22 protein-coding genes are annotated in these 23,111 nt (G+C 63.0%); 21 read left to right on the top strand and 1 reads right to left on the bottom strand.

The annotated features are described in order from the left end of the window. Positions 1 to 83 precede the first annotated feature (83 nt). Complete coding sequence (gene mtnP, locus F4Y38_05285; GenBank protein ID MXY48701.1) at positions 84 to 947, bottom strand: S-methyl-5'-thioadenosine phosphorylase; 864 nt, start codon at positions 945 to 947, stop codon at positions 84 to 86. Positions 948 to 1,178: 231 nt separating this feature from the next. Between mtnP and F4Y38_05280 the strand changes: the two genes are divergently transcribed. From F4Y38_05280 to F4Y38_05180, 21 genes are all read left to right on the top strand, one after another. Next, complete coding sequence (locus F4Y38_05280; GenBank protein ID MXY48700.1) at positions 1,179 to 1,529, top strand: NADH-quinone oxidoreductase subunit A; 351 nt, start codon at positions 1,179 to 1,181, stop codon at positions 1,527 to 1,529. Continuing rightward, entirely contained in the window at positions 1,520 to 1,990 is a 471-nt protein-coding gene (locus F4Y38_05275) for an NADH-quinone oxidoreductase subunit B (GenBank protein MXY48699.1), read from the top strand. Before F4Y38_05280 ends, F4Y38_05275 begins: the two co-directional genes overlap by 10 nt. Further along, positions 1,990 to 2,631, top strand: coding sequence for an orotate phosphoribosyltransferase (locus F4Y38_05270; protein MXY48698.1), 642 nt, complete (start codon positions 1,990 to 1,992; stop codon positions 2,629 to 2,631). Before F4Y38_05275 ends, F4Y38_05270 begins: the two co-directional genes overlap by 1 nt. Then, positions 2,632 to 3,180, top strand: a complete 549-nt coding sequence (locus tag F4Y38_05265) for an NADH-quinone oxidoreductase subunit C (protein ID MXY48697.1) — start codon at positions 2,632 to 2,634, stop codon at positions 3,178 to 3,180. Between the two features lie 232 nt (positions 3,181 to 3,412). Beyond that, entirely contained in the window at positions 3,413 to 4,588 is a 1,176-nt protein-coding gene (gene nuoD, locus F4Y38_05260; protein MXY48696.1) for an NADH dehydrogenase (quinone) subunit D, read from the top strand. 1 nt (position 4,589) lies between these two features. After that, positions 4,590 to 5,087 (top strand): NAD(P)H-dependent oxidoreductase subunit E, encoded by a 498-nt coding sequence (locus tag F4Y38_05255; protein MXY48695.1) that lies wholly within the window; start codon positions 4,590 to 4,592, stop codon positions 5,085 to 5,087. Positions 5,088 to 5,098: 11 nt separating this feature from the next. Further along, positions 5,099 to 6,475 carry an NADH-quinone oxidoreductase subunit NuoF gene (gene nuoF / locus F4Y38_05250; protein ID MXY48694.1) on the top strand — a complete coding sequence of 459 codons (1,377 nt, stop codon included), beginning with the start codon at positions 5,099 to 5,101 and terminating at the stop codon, positions 6,473 to 6,475. Further along, complete coding sequence (locus F4Y38_05245) at positions 6,462 to 8,093, top strand: molybdopterin-dependent oxidoreductase (protein ID MXY48693.1); 1,632 nt, start codon at positions 6,462 to 6,464, stop codon at positions 8,091 to 8,093. The genes nuoF and F4Y38_05245 overlap by 14 nt, the downstream gene beginning before the upstream one ends. 10 nt (positions 8,094 to 8,103) lie before the next feature. Further along, positions 8,104 to 9,156 carry an NADH-quinone oxidoreductase subunit NuoH gene (gene nuoH, locus F4Y38_05240; protein ID MXY48692.1) on the top strand — a complete coding sequence of 351 codons (1,053 nt, stop codon included), beginning with the start codon at positions 8,104 to 8,106 and terminating at the stop codon, positions 9,154 to 9,156. A gap of 16 nt (positions 9,157 to 9,172) precedes the next feature. Further along, positions 9,173 to 9,742: an NADH-quinone oxidoreductase subunit I gene (locus F4Y38_05235; GenBank protein ID MXY48691.1), complete on the top strand. Its 570-nt coding sequence runs from the start codon at positions 9,173 to 9,175 to the stop codon at positions 9,740 to 9,742. Positions 9,743 to 9,782: 40 nt separating this feature from the next. Continuing rightward, positions 9,783 to 10,298 carry an NADH-quinone oxidoreductase subunit J gene (locus F4Y38_05230; protein MXY48690.1) on the top strand — a complete coding sequence of 172 codons (516 nt, stop codon included), beginning with the start codon at positions 9,783 to 9,785 and terminating at the stop codon, positions 10,296 to 10,298. Positions 10,299 to 10,328: 30 nt separating this feature from the next. Further along, positions 10,329 to 10,631 (top strand): NADH-quinone oxidoreductase subunit NuoK, encoded by a 303-nt coding sequence (gene nuoK / locus F4Y38_05225; protein MXY48689.1) that lies wholly within the window; start codon positions 10,329 to 10,331, stop codon positions 10,629 to 10,631. Between the two features lie 39 nt (positions 10,632 to 10,670). After that, complete coding sequence (gene nuoL / locus F4Y38_05220; GenBank protein MXY48688.1) at positions 10,671 to 12,596, top strand: NADH-quinone oxidoreductase subunit L; 1,926 nt, start codon at positions 10,671 to 10,673, stop codon at positions 12,594 to 12,596. A gap of 48 nt (positions 12,597 to 12,644) precedes the next feature. Next, positions 12,645 to 14,315, top strand: coding sequence for an NADH-quinone oxidoreductase subunit M (locus tag F4Y38_05215; GenBank protein ID MXY48687.1), 1,671 nt, complete (start codon positions 12,645 to 12,647; stop codon positions 14,313 to 14,315). Beyond that, the gene (locus F4Y38_05210; GenBank protein MXY48686.1) at positions 14,312 to 15,787 is read left to right on the top strand and encodes an NADH-quinone oxidoreductase subunit N; all 1,476 of its coding nucleotides are present in this window, start codon (positions 14,312 to 14,314) and stop codon (positions 15,785 to 15,787) included. Before F4Y38_05215 ends, F4Y38_05210 begins: the two co-directional genes overlap by 4 nt. A gap of 77 nt (positions 15,788 to 15,864) precedes the next feature. Then, positions 15,865 to 16,884 carry a polyprenyl synthetase family protein gene (locus F4Y38_05205; protein MXY48685.1) on the top strand — a complete coding sequence of 340 codons (1,020 nt, stop codon included), beginning with the start codon at positions 15,865 to 15,867 and terminating at the stop codon, positions 16,882 to 16,884. Positions 16,885 to 16,891: 7 nt separating this feature from the next. Further along, complete coding sequence (locus F4Y38_05200) at positions 16,892 to 17,767, top strand: glycosyltransferase family 2 protein (protein MXY48684.1); 876 nt, start codon at positions 16,892 to 16,894, stop codon at positions 17,765 to 17,767. Between the two features lie 6 nt (positions 17,768 to 17,773). Continuing rightward, complete coding sequence (locus F4Y38_05195; protein ID MXY48683.1) at positions 17,774 to 18,760, top strand: radical SAM protein; 987 nt, start codon at positions 17,774 to 17,776, stop codon at positions 18,758 to 18,760. A 103-nt stretch (positions 18,761 to 18,863) separates the two neighbouring features. After that, positions 18,864 to 20,015: a glycosyltransferase family 4 protein gene (locus F4Y38_05190; protein ID MXY48682.1), complete on the top strand. Its 1,152-nt coding sequence runs from the start codon at positions 18,864 to 18,866 to the stop codon at positions 20,013 to 20,015. An 18-nt stretch (positions 20,016 to 20,033) separates the two neighbouring features. Continuing rightward, positions 20,034 to 21,941, top strand: a complete 1,908-nt coding sequence (locus F4Y38_05185; protein MXY48681.1) for an ATP-binding cassette domain-containing protein — start codon at positions 20,034 to 20,036, stop codon at positions 21,939 to 21,941. Positions 21,942 to 21,951: 10 nt separating this feature from the next. Further along, on the top strand, positions 21,952 to 23,097 hold the full coding sequence (locus tag F4Y38_05180) for a glycosyltransferase family 9 protein (GenBank protein ID MXY48680.1): 1,146 nt from the start codon (positions 21,952 to 21,954) through the stop codon (positions 23,095 to 23,097). Positions 23,098 to 23,111 lie beyond the last annotated feature (14 nt).

Here is a 23,111-nt window from a genome sequence, read left to right as displayed (position 1 = left end):
TGGCCCGGCGTCCGTGCCGTTTTAACACCATGACATGTGGGTGGACTGGCCCGGCGTCCGTGCGTTACACCTCTCCTGATCCTCTACTCGAAATAACGGCCCACGATCGGCCTCAGCTTCTCCAGCGTGCCGGCGGGCACCGCGTCGCGGTCGGACACGATGGCGTTGGCCAGCGCGTTGTGACAGCGGCACGTGCTGTCCAGCGGAATGGCCGGCACGACGTGGCGGATGACCTGGCGCGCCTGTTCCACGTTCGCGTGCAGGTTCTCGATAATCATGTCGACGGTGACGGAATCGTGTTCCTCGTGCCAGCAGTCGTAGTCGGTCGAGCACGCGATGGCGGCGTAGCAGATCTCTGCCTCCCGGGCGAGCTTGGCCTCCGGGGCCGCCGTCATCCCGATGACCGAAAATCCCCAGCCCCGGTAGACGTTCGACTCCGCTTTGGTCGAGAACTGCGGCCCTTCCATGCAGAGATAGGTGCCGCCGTCGTGCACGGTCAGGCCGGTCGATTCGGCGCCGTCGACAAGCAACCGTCGCAGCGGTCCGCAGAACGGTTCGCCGAGGCCCACGTGCACCACGAGCCCGCCGCCGAAGAAGCTCGTCGCGCGGTGCCGGGTATGGTCGTATAACTGGTCCGGTATGACGAAGTCCCGCGGCCGGATGTCCTCCTGGAGGCTGCCCACGGCGCTTACCGAGAGAATCCACCGGACCCCCAGTGTCTTCAGCGCGAAGATGTTCGCCCGCACGTTGATCTCGGACGGACTCAGGCGATGGCCCCGGCCATGGCGCGCCAGGAACGCTACGCGCCGGCCCTCGAGGGTGCCGGTCACGATGGCGTCGCTGGGCTCGCCGAAAGGGGTGTCGGGCCGGACCTCCTCGAGATCCGTAAGCCCCTCCATCCCGTAGAACCCCGTACCGCCGATGACCGCGATCTGTGCTTCCGGCATACTGCAACGCTCCCGCTGGTTTGAGAAGTCGATTTTAGTCCTTGGAATGCGCATGAAATCGTACCGGAATAGACATATAACGAGCCCGCCTTTTTATATCAATAAATAAAAACGATTAGTCCTTGACAACGCCCCCCGGCGGTTTATCTTGATCGGCGAGTTCAAGGATAGATGTGCCAGGAAGCCGCGTTTCGTCGACCGATCTGTCTGTACATCCTGTTATTCGGTTAAATGTCATACCTTCCCCTGATCCTGCTCGTAATCCTCGTACTGATCGTCGCGGCCGTAATCGTTACCCTTTCCTCTTTCATCGGCAGAAAAAAGACCAGCGCCTCCAAGCTCGCCTCTTACGAATGCGGCGTTCCGCTGAAAGATTCCGCGCGGAAGAACTTTTCCATCAAGTTCTACCTGATCGCCATTCTTTTCATCCTTTTCGACGTGGAGATCATTTACCTCTACCCATGGGCCGTCGTTTATGGCGATCTTCAGTTATACGGCGCCGCAGCCATGGGGGTGTTCTTCCTCCTGCTCGTCATCGGATTCCTGTACGAATGGAAACGGGGTGCCCTGGAATGGGATTAGAAGACCAGCTGCAGGAAAACGTCATGACCACCAAGGTCGACGAGATGGTGGGCTGGGCCCGGAAGAACTCGCTCTGGCCGATGCCCTTCGGCACCGCGTGCTGTGCCATCGAGCTCATGGCGACCCTGGCGTCCCGCTTCGACCTGGCCCGATTCGGGGCCGAAGCCATCCGGTTTTCACCGCGGCAGTCCGACCTGCTGATCGTTTCGGGGCGGGTGTCCATCAAGATGATGCCCGTGCTGAAGAAAATCTACGACCAGATGCCGGAGCCCAAATGGGTTATCTCCATGGGGGCCTGTGCCTCCTCCGGCGGCGTATTCAATACCTACACCCTGGTGCAGGGCGTGGACCAGTACATCCCGGTGGACGTGTATATCCCCGGCTGTCCGCCCAGGCCCGAAAACGTGATCCAGGCGTTGATGAAGATCCAGGAGAAAGTAGCCCAGGCTAAAGCGAACTGATGAACAGAAAAACCATCGCAGAGCTTCTGCTCGACATCAAAGCCGTCACCATCAACGTTGAAGCACCCTACCATTACAGTTCCGGTATCATCTCCCCGATATATTGCGACAACAGGCTGATCATATCCTGCCTGGAAGAGCGCAAGGTGATCATCGATACGTTTCTCGAGATCATCGACACCCTGGACGCTGCCCCGGACGTCATCGCGGGCACGGCGACGGCCGCCATTCCCTTCGCCGCATGGGTTTCCAACCGGCTGGACCTGCCGATGGTCTATGCGCGGTCGGGCCAGAAGGGATACGGCAAGGAACACCGGGTCGAGGGCACCCTGACCGCCGGCCAGAAGGTGCTGTTTACCGAGGATCTGGTCACCACGGGGGGAGGCGTCCTGAAGGCCGTCGAAGACGTCATCAAGTTCGACGTGGACGTGATCGGCGTGGTCACCATATTCGAATACGGCCTGCCCGCCGCCACCGAGGGATTCGGAAAAGCCGACCTGCCGAAATGGAGCATGGCGGACTTCGTGACCGTGCTGGACGTCATGAGCGAGCGGGGCGAGCTTTCGGACGACGACCGGGAGATCGCCCTGGACTGGCAGTCGGATCCGCGCGGCTGGGGCGGCAAGATGGGGTTCGAGTAAATGGGGTCAGCAATGGAAAACCAGGAGGATCGCGAGACCGAAGACGTTGGCGGGCCTGAATCTGAACCGGGCCCCGTCACGACGCGCATCCGGGCCCGTTTCGGCGACGCGTCGGTCAGCACCGGCAACGCGGTGGGTTGCGAAAGCGTCATCGCGGAGCGGGATGCGCTCCTCCCGTTCATGACCTTCCTTAGAGACGATCCGAAACTGTCCTTCGGCTATCTCGTCGATGTGACCGCCGTGGACCGCCTGCGGCTGGACGAGGAAATCCGGTTCGCCGTGGTGTACCAGCTGTATTCCTACAAACACAACCGCCGTTTCAGCGTCAGTGTACCCGTTCCGGAAGCGGACCCCCGGATCGGTTCGGTGGTGTCCGTCTGGCCGGGCGCCAACTGGCTGGAACGGGAAGTGTACGACATGTACGGGATCGTCTTCGAAGGCCATCCCGACCTGCGCCGGATCCTGATGCCCGATGATTTCGGTTCCTATCCCTTGAGAAAGGACTATCCCCTGCACGGCAAGGGGGAACGGGACAACTTCGTTTTCTAGCAACTATTGTGAACACCGGCATTGCCGGACCGCCTGGACCGCCTGGACCGCCTGGACCGCCTGGACCGCCCATCCCTCCCTTACCGGACGGATTGGCCGGACGGACCGGGCTACCGAACCAACCAGTTCACCGGAATCACGCACAGTGAATACCACACCGATCGACAAGCTCGCAGAGACGGACCTCGAGGAAATCCGCAACGAACGGGTGTCTTTCGAGCGTACGCCCGACATGCCGTCCGAGCACATGATACTCAATTTCGGTCCCCAGCACCCGGCGACCCACGGGACGCTGCACATGGTACTGGAACTGGACGGAGAAATGGTCGCGGGCGCCACACCCCATCTCGGCTACCTGCACACCGGATTCGAAAAACTGGGCGAGTACCGGAGCTACAACCAGTTCGTCACGCTGACCGACCGGATGAACTACCTGTCGCCCCTGTGCAACAACATCGGCTACACCCACGCGGTCGAGAAGCTGATGGACATCGAAATCACGCCGCGGTGCCGTGAGATCCGGGTCGCCCTGGCCGAACTCTCCCGTCTTGCCGACCACCTGCTTTGCGTAGGCACGGCCGCCCTCGATATCGGGGCCTTCACCGCCTTCCTGTACGGGTTCCGGGCCAGGGAGGTGCTGTACGATCTGTTCGAGGCAGTTTGCGGCACACGACTGACCACCAGCTACACGCGCGTGGGCGGGCTCCTGCGCGACGTGCCGGAGAACTTCGCGGAAATGGCCCGGGAGTCCGTGGAAGAGACCCTGCGGGCCACCTCTGAAATCGACCGGCTTCTGACCCACAATCGTATATGGCGCGACCGGACTGAAGGCGTGGGCGTCCTCTCGGCGGAAGACGCCGTGGCCTGGGGCGCCACGGGGCCGGTGCTCAGGGCTTCCGGCGTAGACTGGGACATTCGGAAGAACGAGCCGTACCTCGGGTACGAAGCCTACGATTTCGACATCCCCATCGGCCGCAACGGGGACGTGTACGACCGCTATCTCGTGCGGATGGAGGAGATCAGGCAGAGCGCGAAGATCGTTCGACAGTCCGTGGAGGACCTGCCTTCCGGACCCGTGAACGCCGACGAGGAGCACGCGGTGCTGCCCGAGAAATCGGAAGTGTACGAATCCATGGAGTCGCTGATCTATCATTTCAAGATGACCATGGAAGGACACGGGCCGACGCCGCCGGTAGGCGAGGTGTACGCCGCCACCGAAGCGCCGAACGGAGAACTCGGGTTCTTCATCGTCAGCGACGGCAGCCGGGAACCATACCGGATCCGCGTACGTCCGCCGTCGTTCGTAAACTTTTCCATGTTCCCCATGTTGATCAGGGGGCATATGCTATCGGACGTGGTGGCGATACTGGGCAGCCTGAACGTCATCGCCGGAGAACTGGACCGCTAGAATGGCGACACCGCTCGAATTCACGGACGCGGCGCGGGAGCGCGCGGCAAAGATCCTTGACCGCTATCCTGCGGAATACAGGAAGTCGGCCGTCGTGCCGCTCCTTCACCTCGCGCAGGAAGAATGGGGGTACGTCTCGCCCGAGGCCATGGCCTGCGTGGCCGGTCTGATCGGCTGTTCGCCCGTCAAGGTCGCGGAGATCGCAACGTTCTATCCCATGTTCAACAAGGAACCCGTGGGCGAGCACGTGCTGGCGGTATGCCATACACTGCCCTGTGCGCTGACCGGCTGCGGGAGCGTTTTCGATCACCTCTCGAAAAAACTCGGCATCGGGCTGGGTGAGACCACGGAGGACGGCCGGTTCACGCTGAGGAAATCGGAATGCCTCGCGGCCTGCGACCGGGGCCCCGTGCTCCTGGTCAACCGGCGATTGCACACCCACGTTTCTACCGAGAAGGTCGACGAAATCCTCGCGGAACTCGATAAAGGAACTCGATAAAGGTTAAGGTAATGGCCGTACCGATCGAAATCCTGACGGCACCCCTCCCTGCGGAAACCGATCCCGGCGACATCGGCGCCTACCTGGCCGGCGGCGGTTACGGCGCAGTACGGAAGGCGCTGAAGTCCATGAGCCAGGCCGAGCTGATCGAGGAGATCAACGCCTCGGGGATAAAGGGCCGCGGCGGGGCCGGGTTCTCGACGGGCATGAAGTGGAACCTCTGCGCCGACCGGTTTCCCCGGTACCTGTGCGCCAACGCCGACGAAAGCGAACCGGGCAGCTTCAAGGACCGGCTCCTGCTGGAGTCGAAGCCCCACCAGATCATCGAAGGCATGATCATCACCAGCTACGCCCTGGGGATCAACCTGGGCTACATCTATATCCGGGGCGAGTTCTTCCAGATCATCGACCAGATGGAAGCCGCCCTCGAGGACGCCCGGAAACACGGCTACCTCGGTGCCGATATCCTGGGCACGGGCTACGACCTCGAGTTGTACGTCCATCCGGGCGCGGGGGCCTACATCTGCGGAGAAGAGACGGGCCTGATCGAATCCCTCGAGGGCAACCGGCCCTACCCCCGGCTGAAGCCGCCCTATTTCCCCGCTGCCATCGGGCTCTGGGGCCAGCCCACGATCGTCAACAACGTGGAGACCATGGCCCAGATCACGACCATCGTAGACATGGGCGCGGAAGCCTACAAGACCATCGGCTCGGAGGAGGATACGACCGGTCCGCGGTTGTTCGGCCTTTGCGGCCACGTGAAGAAACCCGGCATCTACGAGTACGATTCCGATATCACGCTGCGGGAGCTGATCTACGACGCGGCCGGCGGCATCCGGGACGGCAACCGGCTGAAAGGCGTCATTCCGGGCGGCATCTCGGCGCCGATCCTGACGCCGGAAGAGATCGACACGCCCATGGGCTTCGGCGCCCTGGGCAAGCTGGGGTCCATGGGCGGTACCGGCGGGATCATCGTGATGGACGAGACGACCAGCATGTTGGACGCCCTGCTGAACGCGTCCTCCTTCGCCGCCCACGAGTCCTGCGGCCAGTGCACGCCCTGCCGCGAAGGGGTGCCCTGGATGAACGACATCCTGCGGCGTATCCGCAACGGCCAGGGCAGGGACGAGGACCTGGACCTGCTGCTCGACATCTGCAAGCAGATCCACGGCCACACCGTCTGCGTCTTCGGCCAGGCACCGGGCGTCTGGCCCGTGCGCACCATTCTCGTCAAGTACTGGCCCGAATTCAGGGCCTGCATCGAACGGAAGGAACTGGTCGTCCTGCCCCTGGAGGAATCCTACCTGCGGCCCGACCAGTATGAACACATTCCCCCCGTGCCCGGCAATTTTCGGCTGAAGACCGACGAAGCCGATGCCGCCGGATGAGCGAATCATGGCAACCATTACCATAGACGAAAAGCAATACACCGTGGAAGAAGGCCGCAACCTGATCGACGCGGCGGCGGACCTGGGCATCGACATCCCCCATTTCTGCTATCACCCCGGCCTGGCGCCGGACGGCAACTGCCGGATGTGCCTGACCGAGATGGAGATCCGGCCCGGGCAGTTCGGCATCGTCACCTCTTGCACGATACGGATCAAGGACGGGATGAACTTCCGGTTCAATTCCCCGGCGGTGCTGGACAACCGCAAGGGGATCATGGAGTTCCTGCTCATCAACCACCCCCTGGACTGTCCCTGGTGCGACCAGGCCGGGGAGTGCAAGCTGCAGGACCATTCCTTCGACCACGGCCGGGGCCACAGCCGGTTCGTCGAGACCAAGCGCGTGCCGCCGAAAAAGGACCTCGGGACGCACATCACGCTGTACACGACGCGCTGCATACTGTGCCAGCGCTGCACCCGCTTCTGCGACGAGATCACGGGTACGTCGGAACTCGGCGTCGTCCAGATGGGCAGCAAGTCCGAGATCGCGACCTTCGAAGACGTTCCCCTAGACAACAAGATGTCGGCGAATGTGGCGGACATCTGTCCCGTGGGCGCCCTGGTCACCAAAGACTTTCTCTACAAGCCCCGCATCTGGCATTACGACAAGGTGGACACCGTCTGCCCGGGATGCGCCACGGGGTGCAACACCACGCTGGAAGTCATGCACCAGAAGATCTACCGGACGAAACCTCGGCACAACGAGGCGGTAAACGGGTACTGGATGTGCGACGAAGGCCGGTTCTGCTACCATGGCTGGCAGGACGCGGACCGGCTGACGGCGCCGCTGAAGCGGGTGGACGGCGAACTCGTGCAGGCCACCTGGCCCGATGCCATGGACGCGGCCGTCCGCGGCATCCGGGCCGTCCTGGACGGTGAGGGGGATTCCGCCATGGGGATGGTCGGATCGTCCATGGCGACCAACGAGGAGAACTACCTGCTGCACAAACTGGGCGCGGAGGCCTTCGGATCGCCGCGAACCGGCCTCGACCGCAAGCCCGACGGAGAAGCGTGGACGTCGAAAAGCGGATTCCACATTGACGCGGACAAGGCCCCCAATACCCGGGGCGCCCGCGACATGCTCGGCGCCGGCTCGCTGGATGATATCCTGCGGGGAATCGGTGACGGCTCGATCCGGGGGCTCTACATACTGGGCGGCGACATCGGCCGTACCCTTTCTCCTGAAGAGACCGACGCCTTCCGCAAGCTCGAATTCCTGGTGGTGCACGACGTGCATCGTTCCGACCTCGCCGAACTGGCCGACGTGGTATTCCCCGGAGCGATTCCCTTCGAGAAGAACGGAACCATGACCAATGGGCAGGGCCGCGTGCAGCGGCTGAGCCCCGCCTTCCCTCCACCCGGCGGAGCGCGGGAGGACGGCGCGATTCTCCGGTACGTGGGACAGCGCATGGGCGTCGACCTGGGCGGGACGGACCCCGCCGGTGTCCTGGAGGAAATCGCCGGTAACGTGGATGGATACGTGGGACTCACCTATGACCTGATCGGCGATCAGGGCGCCATGACGGGCGGCGAAGGGCCGTCCGAGGCCGCGGGAGGTTAGTGGATTGGTCGTGGATCCCATGATCCTGGAAGGCGCCATCGCCCTGGTCAAAATCGGCATCCTGCTGGGGGTGGTGTTCACCACCGTTGCCTATCTCACCTTCATGGAACGCCGGATAAGCGCCCTGATCCAGGACCGGCTCGGTCCCAACCGCGTCGGTCCCATGGGCCTGCTGCAGCCGCTGGCCGACGGCATCAAGTTCATGTGGAAGGAAGAGTTCATCCCGGCAAGCGCCGACCGGAAGCTCTTCGCCATCGCGCCGGCCCTGATCCTCGTGCCGGCCCTGCTGATCTTCGCCGTGATCCCCGTGGGCGGCGAAGTGACCATCCCCGCCTTCACCCTCTTCGGACTGCAGATCCAGGAGACGACGACCACGTTGCAGATCATCGATCTGAACGTCGGCATCCTGTACATCCTGGGCATGACCTCCATCGCGGTGTACGGAATCGCCCTGGGCGGATGGAGCGCCAACAACAAGTTCACCCTGCTGGGCGGGATCCGGTCGTCGGCGCAGATGATCAGCTACGAACTGTCGCTGGGCCTTTCCATCGTCGGCATCCTCATGCTCACGGGATCGCTGCAGATGAGCAAGATTGTCGCGGCGCAGGACGGGTTCCTCGACTGGTTCATCTTCCGCCAGCCGCTGGCCTTCGTCATCTTCGTCATCGCGGCATTCGCCGAAAACAACCGCCTGCCCTTCGACTTGGTCGAATGCGAGCAGGAACTCGTCGGCGGCTACCACACGGAATACAGCAGCATGCGTTTTTCCATGTTCATGATTTCGGAATACGCCAGCATGGTCGCGGCCTCCGCCCTGATGGCGACCCTCTTCTTCGGCGGATGGCACATGCCCTTCGAGGAACAGGTCGGCCCGGGACTGGTAACCCTGTACCAGGTGGCCGGGTTCCTGCTCAAGACGGGTTTCTTCCTCTTCGTCTATATCTGGGTGAGATGGTCGCTGCCCCGGTTCCGGTACGACCAACTGATGGCGATCGGATGGAAGGTGCTGCTGCCGCTGGCCCTGTTGAACGTCGTCGTCACCGGAATCTGGATGCTGGTCTGACACGGGAGTGTGATCCATGGCAATCATCGTTGAAGCGCGCAAGATGACCCTGGCGGAGCGGCTGTACCTTCCCGCGGTGATCAAGGGCATGCTCCTGACCCTCGCGCACCTCTTCAAGAAGAAGGTCACCATGCAGTACCCGGAGGTGCAGAAGATCCTGCCGCCCGGATACCGCGGCGCCCACCGGCTCAACAAGGACGAGCAGGACCGGATCAAGTGCGTGGCCTGCGAGATGTGCGCCGTGGCCTGTCCCGCCGACTGTATCACTATCGAAGGCATGGAGACGGAATGGAACGACCGGGAAAAGATCCCCCGTACGTTCCAGATCGACATGCTCCGGTGCATTTTCTGCGGCATGTGCGTGGAGGCCTGTCCCGAAGACGCCATCGACATGACGGACGACATCGAACTCGTGGCCACGTCGCGGGAAGAGATGATCTGGGACCGGGAACGCCTGCTGAAGAATTACGATGAAACCAAAGACCAGGAGGGCACGCTGGGCCAGGTCCTTCGAAAGAGCCGGGAGGCCTTCACGCGCCCCAGGGGAGATCAGCTTCCCGACCCGGGCGGCCCGGGCGGTCATTGAGCGGCCGGGAGAACCGGACGGACGGACCCGACGAGATTCCATGGAAATCTACTTCTTCCTCTTTTTCGCCATCGTAGCCGTCGCGAGCAGCGTGGCCATGATCCTGCAGCGCAACCCGATCTACTGCGTTCTGCTGCTCATCATGGTCATGATATCCATCGCCGGCCTGTACCTGATGCTGGACGCCCAGTTCGTCGCGATCATACAGATCGTCGTGTATGCCGGCGCCATCATGGTCCTCTTCCTCTTCGTCATCATGCTGCTGAACCTGAGCCGCGAGGAGGGCGGGGTATTCCGGATTCAGAAACCGCTGGCCGTCATCCTGGCCGCGCTGCTGTTCCTGCCGGTGGCGGCCATGATCATGTCCTATGCGGGCGGCGGAACGACCCCTCCGGCGGATGGCGGCGGAGCCGGATTCGGCGAGGTGGAACAGATCGGAACGTTGTTGTTCACGAAATACCTGCTGCCCGTGGAGATCGCGGCCGTGCTCCTGTTGATCGCCATCGTGGGCGCCGTGGTGCTGACGCGCAAGGGCACCGTTTCCGTGGGCGAGTGAGGAGCTGATCTTGCCGGAGTCGACGAACCCATGATCCCTGTCACCTATTACCTGGTCCTGAGTGCCGTGCTCTTCCTGGTCGGCGCGACCGGCGTGCTGGTACGGCGGAACGCCATCATCGTGCTGATGGGCATCGAGTTGATGCTCAACGGGGCCAATCTCTCTTTCGTGGCCTTCGCCCGGCAGTTCGGCATGGCCGACGGCCATATCTACGTGTTCCTGGTGATTACCGTGGCGGCCGCCGAGGTGGCGATCGGCCTGGCCCTGGTGATCCTGCTGTTCCGCAACCGCGGAACGGTCAACATCGACGAGGTCCGGTCTCTGCGCTGGTAGCCGGCCCGGCCGGTCAGCCCTGGACCCTGCGTGAACCCCATGACCGAATCCTTCAGTTACGTCTGGCTGATCCCTTTCCTGCCCCTCCTTGGGGCCTTCATCAACGTATTCTTCAACCGGAACCCCCGCGTATCCGGGATGATCGCGTGCGCCACGGTGGCCTTGTCCTTCCTGTTCGCGCTGGGCGTCTTCCTCCAGCTCATCGGACTGCCGGACGGGGAACGCAGCGTCGACGTGGTCGTCTACTCGTGGATCACGTCGGGCACCTTCGCGGTGGACGTGGCCTTCCTGGTCGATCCGCTTTCGACGGTCATGATGCTGGTGGTGACGGGCGTCGGTTTGCTGATCCACGTCTATTCCATCGGCTACATGGGCAAGGACGCCTGCTGCGTCCGGTATTTCTCCTATCTGAACCTGTTCATGTTCGCCATGCTCATCCTCGTGATGGGCAACAACTTCCTGCTGATGTTCGTCGGCTGGGAAGGGGTCGGGCTCTGTTCCTACCTGCTGATCGGGTTCTGGTGCGAAAGGCGGTCCGCCGCGAACGCGGGCATGAAGGCCTTCGTGGTGAACCGCATCGGCGATTTCGCCTTCATCCTGGGCCTGCTCCTGATCTTCCTGTACGCAGGCTCGCTCACCTATGCCGACGTGTTCGCGGCGGACCCGGCCGTGCTCGCCCCGGTCATCACGGCCGTCACCCTGCTGCTCTTCATCGGGGCCATGGGCAAGTCCGCCCAGGTGCCCCTCCACGTCTGGCTGCCGGACGCCATGGAAGGCCCCACGCCGGTCAGCGCGCTGATCCACGCGGCCACCATGGTGACCGCGGGCGTTTACATGGTCGCCCGGTGCCACGCGCTCTTCGCCCAGTCCGCCACGGCCATGACCGTCGTGGCCGTCGTCGGCGCGGTCACGGCCATCTTCGCCGCGTACATCGCCCTGACCCAGTACGACATCAAGCGCGTCCTGGCCTATTCCACCGTGAGCCAGCTGGGGTACATGTTCCTGGCCTGCGGCGTCGGCTACTTCACCGCCGGGATCTTCCACCTGGTCACCCACGCGTTCTTCAAGGCCCTGCTGTTCATGGGCGCGGGCAGCGTCATACACGCGCTGGAACACGCCCTGGAGAAGGGTAGGGACCCCCAGGACCTCCGCAACATGGGCGGGCTCCGCGATCTCATGCCGGTGACCTACAAATCCATGCTGCTGGCGACCCTGGCCATCGCGGGGATCGCGCCCTTCGCGGGTTTCTTCAGCAAGGACCTGATCCTGCTGGGCGCTTTCGTCAACGCCCCCGTGCTGTGGGTGGTCGGCCTGGCCACCGGAGCCATGACCGCCTTCTACATGTTCCGGTTGCTGTTCATGACCTTTGGCGGCGAGACCCGGCTGAGCCGGGACGAAACCGAGAAAGTCCGCGAATCGTCTCGCGTCATGACCATACCGCTGGTGCTGCTGGCCGTTCTTTCCACCGTGGGCGGGTTCATCGGCATCCCCCACGTGTTCGCGTCGGGCATGGACCGTTTCGGCGGATTCCTCGCGCCGGTGTTCTCCGGGCTGCCGGAGGCGCAGGTTCCCTCCGCGAGCGTCGAACTGGCCCTGATGGTCCTGGCCCTGCTGGTGGCCGCGGCCGGTATCTGGGGCGCTTACACCGGGTATGTTCGCGGCAACAGGGTTTTCGACCGCCTGGTGCCGCGGGCGCTGTATACGCTTTCACTGGAAAAGTTCTACGTGGATGAGATCTACGACACCTTCATCGTGGGGCCAGTGAGGAAGATCGCCTGGGCATGCTGGCGCATCCTGGATTCCGCGGTCATCGACGGGGGGCTGACCCTGGCCGCGCTCACGGTACGCAGCGTGGGGAACGCAATTCGGTATACGCAAACGGGGGTCGTTCAGAACTACGCGCTGATCATGGTCGTCGGCGCGCTCGTGGTGTTCGCCTACATCACCGGTTACCTGGGACCGTAACCTGGGACCGCAAACCCGAAGGAACTGAAGGAACCGAAGGAACTGTACATGACGGAACTGCCTTACCTGTCTCTCATCATCTGGCTGCCGGTCCTGGGCGCCGTCCTGCTCCTCTTCGTCAAAGGGGACACGGCCGCCCGGTGGGTGGGATTCGGCGTTTCGGCCCTGGTGCTCGTCCTCTTCGCAGTGTGCTTCGGCGCCTTCGAGACGCACCTGGGCGAACCGCAGTTCGAGGAGCGCATGCCCTGGATCGAATCCCTGGGCGTGTCCTATCACGTCGGGGCGGACGGGATCAGCATCCTCCTCGCTGGGATCACCGCGCTCATGTGGCCCCTGGCCCTGCTCGGCACCTGGACGATCGTGAGTAAGCGGGTCCGGGCCTACCAGGTTTTCATGCTCCTGATGGAAACCACCCTGATGGGCGTGTTCTTCTCCCTCGACCTGTTCCTGTTCTTCCTCTTCTGGGAAGGCATGCTGATCCCCATGTACTTCCTGATCGGCATCTGGGGTTATGAAAACAGCGTCCGGGCGGCCCTGAAGTTCTTCCTGTTCGCCGTGTTCGGTAGCCTGCTCATGCTGGCCGCGGTCATCACGCTGGCCTTTCTCCACCACCAGGCCCATGACGTCCTCACTTTCGAGATGGCGGCGCTTTACCAGTTGTCCATACCTCCGGAAGTCCAGTTCTGGCTCGCCCTCGCCTTCATCGCCGCCTTCGCGGTGAAGGTGCCCATGGTGCCCTTTCACACATGGCTGCCCGATGCCATCGTCCTCGCCGTCGTACTCGTCAAGATGGCGGCCTACGGGTTCATTCGCCTGACCCTTCCGCTGTTTCCCGATGCCCTTACCGAGTTGGCGCCCCTGATGTGCGCCGTGGCGGCGGCCGGGATCGTCTACGGCGCGCTGATCGCCCTGGCGCAATCGGATATCCGGCGGATGATCGCCTATTCGACGATCAGTCACGCGGGGTTCGTCGTGCTGGGCGTATTCGCACTGAACCAGCACGGTATCCAGGGCGCGGTCGTCCACATCGTCAGCCTGGCGTTGTCCACGGGCGGACTGTTCCTGGCCGCCATGATGCTCGTGCAGCGCCGGAACACCTGGGACATGGAAGCGTACGGCGGGCTTTGGCACACGATTCCGGTGTTCTCCGCTTTCCTGCTCGTGTTTACCCTGGCTTCCGTGGGCCTGCCGGGCCTGAGCAGTTTCGTCGGGGAGTTTCTCATACTGGTCGGCGTGTTCCAGCAGAACATCCTGATCGCGGCCGTCGCGGCCACGGGGATCATCCTCGCGGCCGTCTACATGCTCAGGATGTACCGCAAGGTGGTCTTCGGCCCAGTGACGAAGGAGGAGAACCGGGGGATCAGGGACCTTTCCTTCAGAGAGACGGCCGTGCTTGCCTGCATGACCCTCTTCATCATCTGGATCGGCGTGTATCCGAATCCTTTCTTGAGGACCATGGAGGCTTCGGTGCAGAAGCTGCTGGTCCAGACCCACCGTCTCGCCGAAACACCGCCGGCAGGGATGACCTCTGCGTCCATCGAGACGCCGCCGGCCGGTATGACCCCTGCGTCCATCGAGACACCACCGATTCCGGCGGATCCGGCCGGTCCGAGTGGACTGTCCGACCAGGGTGGTACGGCCGGTCCGAGTGGACTGTCCGACCAGGGTGGTACGGCCGGTCCGGACGCAACCCTTGAAATCAGCCAGGATACGCGATGAATACGGCCCTGCCCGCCATAAACCTCTACGCCGTGATGCCGCAGATCGTTCTCGTGTCCGCCGCGACCGTGGTCCTGATCATCGGCCTGTTCGAACGGTTTCGCAAGGGGATCCCGTACCTTTCCCTGCTGCTCCTCGCGGTATCCGGCGTCGTTGCCGTGAACCAGCTGGACCGGGGACCCGTCGCCTTCTCGGATACATCGTCCATGATGGTGATGGACGACTTCAGCCTGGTGGCCACCCTGGTATTCATCGCCGGCGCCGTGTTGACCGTACTGATCTCCATCTCCTATGCCGAAGCCCGTTCGATCGACCGCGGGGAGTACTACGCGCTGCTCATCTACGCCGTGTCCGGCATGAGCATGATGGCGGCGAGCACCGACCTCTTCACCTTTTTCCTGGGCCTGGAAGTACTCTCCATTTCGCTTTACGTGCTGATCGGCTTCGAACAGCGGGACGCCGGCTCGAACGAGGGGGCACTGAAGTACTTCCTGCTGGGTGCTTTCGCCAGCGGATTCATTCTCTACGGCATGGCCCTGCTCTACGGCGCGAGCGGCAGCACGGAATACGACGCCATCGCGCGCACGCTGGGCGAGGAACGCAGCGACGCCGTGAATCTCCTGCTGCTCGGGGGATTGGGCCTGCTCCTGGTCGGGATCGGTTTCAAGATCTCCATGGTCCCGTTCCATGCCTGGACGCCGGACGTGTACCAGGGCGCGCCCACGCCCGTCGCGGCCTTTCTGTCCACCGGTTCCAAGGCGGCCGCCTTCGTGGTGTTGATCCGGCTGCTCGGTTCGGTCTTTCCCGGCCTTCAGATGGAATGGATCCCGCTGATCTCGGTGCTGGCGGTCCTCACGATCGCCGTCGGCAACGTTGTGGCGCTGGTCCAGACGAACCTGAAAAGGCTGCTGGCCTACTCGAGCATCGCCCATGCCGGCTATATGCTTTTGCCGCTTATGGCGGTCAGCCCCGACAGCCAGGACGGCAGCGCGAGCATCGTCTTCTACCTGATCGTGTACACGGCGATGAACCTGGGCGCCTTCGGGGTGCTGGCCGTGCTTGCCGCCCGCGGGATTCCCTGCGCGACCCTGGACGACCTGGCCGGCCTGGGCAGCCGCCGTCCGCTCGTCGCCGCGGTCATGGCCGTGGTCATGTTTTCCCTGGCCGGTATTCCGCCCACGGCCGGGTTCATGGCCAAGTTCTACCTATTCAGCGCACTGGTGTACGGAGGATACGTCGAACTGGCCGTGATCGGCCTGCTTTTCAGCGGCGTGTCGTTGTACTACTACCTCCGCGTCGTGGTATGGATGTACATGCGGCCCGCGGCCGAAGCGCCGGCCGAAGCGGCCGGCCGCCTGTCCTACACCGGCATGACCGCGCTTTGCCTCTCCGCCCTGGCCATTCTGGCCGTGGGCGTTTTCCCCTCCGAATTGCTTCAACTGGCCGAGCGGGCGGTCATGACGCTGCCGTAAGCCGGGCCGTTCCGCCGCTTTCACCCATGGCCGGCAACTGCGAATTGGGTTGACTTCCGGACAGTTTTACGCCATATATTCAGGTATTTCAGCGGGCGCCAACGCCAGCCAACCGGAGGGCATTCATAGACTTCCGAACCATCAGCGCGCCGGTCCAGGGCCATCTCGACCAGTTTGAGCAGAAGATCAGCGAGATCTCCCGGTCCGACGTGGAGGTCATCAATCAGATCTGGGCCCACCTGGTTCGCACCAAGGGCAAACGGCTGAGACCCGCGCTGGTATTCCTTTCCGCCTCGGCATACGGTACGCCGTGCCGGGAGACCATGCTGGCGGCGTTCATCATCGAGCTCTGCCACACCGCGACGCTGATTCACGACGACGTGGTGGACCGCGCGACCACGCGCCGCGGTCTGCCCACGCTGAATTCCAAATGGGACAACCACGTCTCGGTGCTGATGGGCGACAATGTGATCGCCAGGGTATTGACGCTGATTGCGAAACTCGACTGTTCGCGGATAACGGCGAAGATCGCGGCATGCGTGGAACGGTTGACCGAGGGCGAGTTGCACCAGGCCATCCGCCGGTTCAACATCCGGACGACCGAAGCGGAGTACTACCGCATCATCAGCAACAAAACGTCCTCACTCATCGCGTGCGGGTGCGATTCCGGTGCATACCTTTCAAGCCGTTCGGTCGAGACGGCCTGCCGGTTCGGCGATTTCGGCGAGAAACTCGGCATGGCTTTCCAGATTACCGATGATATCCTGAATTTCACAGGGGACGAAGACGTCATCGGTAAACCGAGAGGAAACGACTTCCGGGAAGGGACGGTCACGCTGCCGCTGATCCATGCCCTCAGGAACGCTTCCTCCGACGGTAACAGGCGCGTGGAGCAATTACTGAAGGAGGAATGGAGCGACCGGCTCTGCGACGAGATCGTCGAGTTCGTCCACGCCCACGACGGCATCCGCTACGCGAAGGGCAAAGCGCTGTCCTACGCGGAGGAGGCCAAGCGGATCCTCGGCGACGAGCCGGAGAACCGGGCGAAGGAAGCGCTCCTGAACATGGTCGACTACGCTATAGAACGGGATCGATGACGCAGGTATGGATACGATATCCGTAATCGTCATTACCTATAACGAAGAACCGCATATCGATACCTGTCTGCGAAGCGTATCCTGGGTGGACGAAATAGTGGTGGTGGACTGCGGAAGCACCGATCTGACGGTTGAGATCTGCAACGGCCACGACAAGGTCCGGTTGTATCACGAAGACCGGCACGGCAGCGGACGGCAGAAGCAGCAGGCACTGGACCGGGCGGTTTCCGAATGGGTGTTGAACCTGGACGCGGACGAGCGGCTCAGCGAGCCGCTTGAGTCGGAGATCAGAAGCCTGCTCGATGCTTCCGCGCCCTGCGACGGATATCATATGCCCAGGGAAAACTACTTCCTCTCCCGGCACATTCGCCATGCGGCCGGCTGGGGAGACGACCGGCCGCTCCGGCTGTTCCGCCGGAGCAAGACTAGGGTCACACGGACCCAGGTCCACGAGACCTTCGTCGTCGACGGGACCACGGGCCGCCTCGATGCACCGCTGGTACACGATGCCTATACCAGCCTGTACCAGTATATCGAGAAGCTGAACGAGTACACGTCGATCGAGGTGAGGAACCGATTGAAAGCGCGGCCGGACCGGAAGATAACCTGGGTGCACATCGCCCTCGCACCCCTGGGCGCGTTCTGGAAGCTGTACGTGATGAAAAGAGGATATCTGGATGGGATGCAAGGACTTCTGCTTTGCCTGCTCTCATCGGTATCGGTCATGTCCGGGTACGCGAAGACCTGGGAATACGGGATGTACAGGAAGCGGGGCGGCCGGATGTTCCCGCCCATACGAACCGAAGAGGTACGGACCCGGCAACCGGGCTACAACCGGCTGATCCGGGGTGGCGACGACGAATTCAACTGGAAGGACGGCTGACCACCGATGGGCCTTAAAGACTCCCTTTACAGGACGGCGTCCCGGTACGAGCCGGTTCAGCGTGTCCTGCGCAATGCCATCGTTGCGCGGAAACTGCGGTTTCCGGAAGTGATCAGCATCGAAGGGTCGAGTTACTGCAACGCCGACTGCATCATGTGCCCGCGGGAGCTGTTGAGCCGCAAGAAGGGCAACATGTCCATGGACCTGTACCGCAAGATCATCGACGAATGTGCCGATAACGCCCGGTACATCCGGCTCATACAACCCTTCATGTTCGGGGAGTCCTTCATCAACAAGAAGCTCGTCGACATGATCGCGTATACGAAGCAAAAGCTGCCCCGCGTGCCGGTCAGCGTGAGCACCAACGGTTCCCTCATCACACCGCAGAAGGCGCGGGAGCTCATCGATTGCGGGCTGGACAAGATCAATATCGACATCGACGGGGCGACGGCGGAGACCTTCGAGGCGGTGCGCGTCGGGCTCGACTACGAACAGGTGGTGGAGAACGCGCGGTACCTGATGGAACTGAAACGGTCCGTCCGCAGCAAGACGCCGGAAATCACGGTGACCATCATCAACATGGCCGAGACCCAACACGAGATCGATGCGTTCCGGGAGCTCTGGAAGCCCATCGCCGACCACGTGGTCGTGCAGAGCTACACGACCTGGACGGGCAGCGTGGAAGACAAGAATGTGGGCGACCAGGCCGAGGCATCGGCCACCGGCGGTTTCACCTTCCCCTGCAAGCATCCGTGGGAGGAGTTCGTTATCGCGAACGACGGCCGGGTGTCCATCTGCTGTCTCGACTTCGACTTCAAGGTGGAAGTGGGCGACGTCTCGAAGCAGTCGATCAGGGAAGTCTGGAACGGTGCGCCGATCCAGGAGATCCGCCAGAAGATGATCGAGAACCGGTATGACGAACTCGAGATCTGCAGCCAGTGCAACAACTACATCTTCCAGACTGAATGCGCCTGGCACCAGGTGTGGAAGTGATGCCGGCGGAAGCGATGCCGGCGGTAGTGATGCCGGCGGACCCGCCTGGATATCCGTAATCGTCCCCGATCCGATCCCGATCCCCGACTCCATCGATTAGAGGATGGCCATGGCCAGCATGGCACCCGCGCGCATCCTGCAGGTATGCTCCTCCCTGGCCTGGGGCGGCACGGAGATGCACGTTCCGATCCTGTCGGGAAAACTACGGGATCGCGGTCACGACGTGCGCCTGGTGCTTCATCCCAAGGGATCGATTGCCGGCGAGGCCCGTGAACGAGGCTTCACGGTGGAAACCGTCCCCATCGGCGGTTACGTGAACCCCCTGTCGACCTGCGCGCTGCGGCGCTGCATCCGCCGCTTTCGGCCCGTCGTCCTCCATCTCCACCTGTCCCGCGACCTCTGGCAGGCCGTGCCCGCCGCACGGCTGGCGGGATTCGACGGACCGCTTCTGCTCACCAAGCACGTCGGTTCCTACGTAACGAAGAAGGACCCGCTGCACCGCTGGCTGTACCGGCGCGTTTCCCGGGTCATCACGGTATCGGAGACGCTGAACAGGAACGTGCGGGAGACCTGTCCCGTCCCGCCAGACCGCGTGGTGACGGTCCATCCGGCCCTGGACCTGGAACGGTTCGATCCTGCCCGCTACGACCGGGAAGACACGAGAATATCGCTCGGGATTGCCTCCGAAGCCCTGTTGGTGGGGACCGTGGGCCGCGTGTCTCCGGGGAAGGGCTTCGAGGAGTTCCTTCAAGCCGCGCGGATGCTCCGGGATCGCCATCCGGAGATGTCCCTGAGGTTCGTCGTGGTGGGCGAGGCGAGCTACGGCGAGGAAGCGTACCACGACGGAATCGTTCGACAGGCCCGCGAACTCGGTCTCGATGAAACCGTGCTGTTCACGGGATTCAGGCGTGATATTCCCGCCTTGCTGAACGCCATGGACGTTTTTATATTTCCCTCGAGAGCAGAGGGTTTCGGCGCGACGGTCATCGAGGCGATGGCCATGGGCGTGGCCTGTGTATCGACCCGGTCGGACGGCACGCTGGACACCGTGGAGGACGGCGAAACGGGTCTGGTCTTCCAGGGAGGCGACGCGGTGGGGCTTGCGCGGTCGGTCGAATCGCTGCTGATGGACGAGCGTCTTCGCGCGCGTATCGCGGAGACCGGTCGCGCACGGGCCAGGGCACGCTTCAATCTCGACGCCATGACCAACCGGGTGGAAGCGCTCTACGCCGCCTCAATGGCCTCTCCCGCCTGAACCCCATCCCTACCCCCCATGAATCTGTATCTCCGAGTACTTTCATACGTAAAACCCTACTGGTATTTCATGGCCGGCGCCATGGTATGCATGGCCTGTTTCGCGCTGACCAGCAGCGCCACGGTCTGGGTGGCCCTGCCCTTTCTGCAGACCCTCTTCGGTCAGGAAACCGTACAGACGGTTCAGGACGGGCAGTCCGGACAGCCTGGGCAGGGCGGGCAGCTCGGTGTGGCGCAGGATTCGGCGAACCGGCTGGAACAGCGCACCGGGATGACGGGCCTGCGCGAGACCTTGAAGGAACGCACCAACGACCTGATCAGGCGGCCGACCAAGCAGGCAACCCTGGAGCGCCTCTGCCTGATCATCCTGTTCATCCTCCTGCTCAAGAACATCAGCAGTTACCTGCAGGCCTACCTGATGGCCTACGCCGAGAACGGGGTCATCAAAGACATCAGGAACCACCTGTATATCCATCTGCACCGCCTTTCCCTGTCCTATTTCCACCGGGAACGCACGGGGGAGCTCATCTCCCGCGTGTCCTACGACGTCATGAAGATCAACGGCACCATTTCGGCCGCCTTCGGCACGCTGATCAAGGAGCCCATGCTGGTCGTGGTCTTCCTCGCGATCCTCCTGATCCTAAGCTGGCAGTTGACGCTGGTCTCCCTGGTCCTGCTTCCCCTGAGCGTCCTCGTCATCACCACGGTGGGCAGGCGCCTTCGCCGGAGCAGCACGGCTTCCCAGGAGGCCATGGCCGACCTGACCTCTACGCTCCAGGAGACCGTGGCCGGCGTGCGGGTGGTCAAGGCCTTCAACATGGAGTCCTTCGAAATCGGCAAGTTCAAGCGGCAGACGCAACACTACTTCCACACGCTGCTCCGCCTGACCCACATGCACAACCTGGCCAGCCCCATTACGGAGATCCTGGGCAGCGCCGTGGGCCTGGCGATCCTCTGGTACGGCGGGCGGCAGGTGCTGGAAGGCGGCCTGCTGGCGCCCGAGGACTTCCTGACCTTCTTCCTGGCCCTCTTTTCCATGATGAAACCGGTCAAGGAACTCGGCCAGGTGCACAACCGGATCCAGGAAGGGATTGCCGCCGCGGACCGCGTGTTTTCCGTGATGGACACGGCCCCGGAGATCACGGACGCTCCCGGCGCGGTCCCACTGCCCGACCTGCGGCGGGAGATCCGGCTCGATCGCGTTCATTTCCGGTACGATACGGTCTCCGACCCAGCCCTGGAAGATATCGACCTGGTGGTCCGGTCGGGCGAGACCGTGGCGCTCGTGGGACCCAGCGGCGGCGGCAAGTCCACCCTGGTGGATCTCGTCGCGCGGTTCTACGATCCGACCGGGGGGCGCATCGAAATAGACGGGAAAGACCTGCGTACGGTCACCGTGGCCTCCCTCCGGGAGAAAATGGGTATCGTAACCCAGGACGTGATCCTCTTCAACGATACGGTCCGCAACAACATCGCCTACGGCGTCGCGGACATGCCCCTGGACCGGATACAGTCCGCCGCGGCCGCCGCGAACGCAGACGCCTTCATCGAGCAGTTGCCCGATGGGTACGATACGTTTCTCGGGGAGCGGGGCGTGCGGCTTTCCGGTGGGCAGCGCCAGCGCATCGCCATCGCCCGGGCCATCCTGAAGGATCCCCAGATCCTCATATTCGACGAGGCCACCTCCAGCCTGGACACCGAGTCCGAGCTGCTGGTCCAGGAGGCCATCGACCGGCTGATGAAGGGCAGGACGGCCCTGGTCATCGCCCATCGCCTTTCGACGGTTCAGAAGGCGGACCGTGTGGTCGTGGTCGACCGCGGCCGGATCGTCCAGTCCGGCGTCCACGGGTCGCTGATCCAGGAAGACGGCCTGTACAGGAAGCTCTACAACCTGCAGTTCCGGGACCAGGAACCGGTGGCGGAATAACGGACGGCCGATGATGTGGTATCCTATCGAAAAGCGGCTCAAGACCCGGGTGCTCAGATGGCTGGCCAGCCATCCCCTGGGCAATCGCCGCGCACCGCCCGGGGAGGTCGATCCCGATCGCATCGGCCGGATCCTGATTATCCGGCAACACGATCAGTTCGGCGATTTTCTGCTGACCACCCCGGCGATCCATGCGCTGCGGGCGCGGTTTCCCGCCGCGCGCCTCACCCTGGTGGTCCGTGCCTACCTGTACCCCGTGGCCCGGAACAATCCGGACGTGGACGAGGTCCTGCTGTTCCACGAATCCGGTTTCCGCTGGCGGCCCCGGGACATCCGGTCCTTCGTCGATCTCATGCGCGATCCCGTCGACCTCGCCGTCGTGTTCAACACGGTTTCCCATTCCCTGTCCAGCGACCTCATCGCCTGGCTTTCGGGCGCTTCCGTGGTCATGGGACCCGAAACACCCACCTTCGACCACCTCGACCACAATCCGTTCTACACGATCAACGTGCCCGTGCGTCCCGAACCCAGGCACCAGATCCAGCGGAACCTCGACGTGGTGCGGCACGTGGGTGCCGATACGGACGACCTGTCTTTCCGTTACACCATGACCGCGGAAGAACGGGCGGCCGGCCGGGCGGTGATCGATGGCCTGGACGGGGATCCCGGGAAGCTCGGAGGCCCCGTGGTCGCCGTCCACTTCGGCACCGGGGACGCGAGGAAGCGATACCCCGTGGAGCAGCTGGCCCGCGTCTGCGATGCGTTGGCCGCCCGGCGCTCCGTCCGGATCCTGGTCATCCCCGCGCCGGGAGAAGAAGGACTGCTGCGTGCGCTGCGCGAAGCGGCATCCGCTCCGTTGCACGGCGCACCGCCCCTGTCGCTGAGGAAGGTCGCCGGTGTGATACGCGCCGCGGACCTGCTCGTATGCAACGATACCGGGGTCCTCCACCTGGCCGCCGCCGTGGAGACGCCGACCCTGTCCTTTCACGCCACCAGCGATCCGGCCTACTGGAAACCGCCCGGCCGACGGCACCGCGCCTTCTACGCGGCCAGTCAACGGATCGAGGAGATCCCGCCGGATCGCGTGTACCGCGAAATCTCCGCCATGCTCGACGGTTCCGGCAGCGGCGAAACGGGCGATATCATCCGGATCTGAACCCGGCCCGTGAC

The sequence above is a fragment of the Gemmatimonadota bacterium genome (assembly GCA_009838645.1).
Taxonomy (GTDB): Bacteria; JAAXHH01; JAAXHH01; order JAAXHH01; family JAAXHH01; genus JAAXHH01.
The sequence above is the reverse complement of the archived record's forward strand: the minus strand, read 5'-3'. Positions and strand labels throughout refer to the sequence as shown.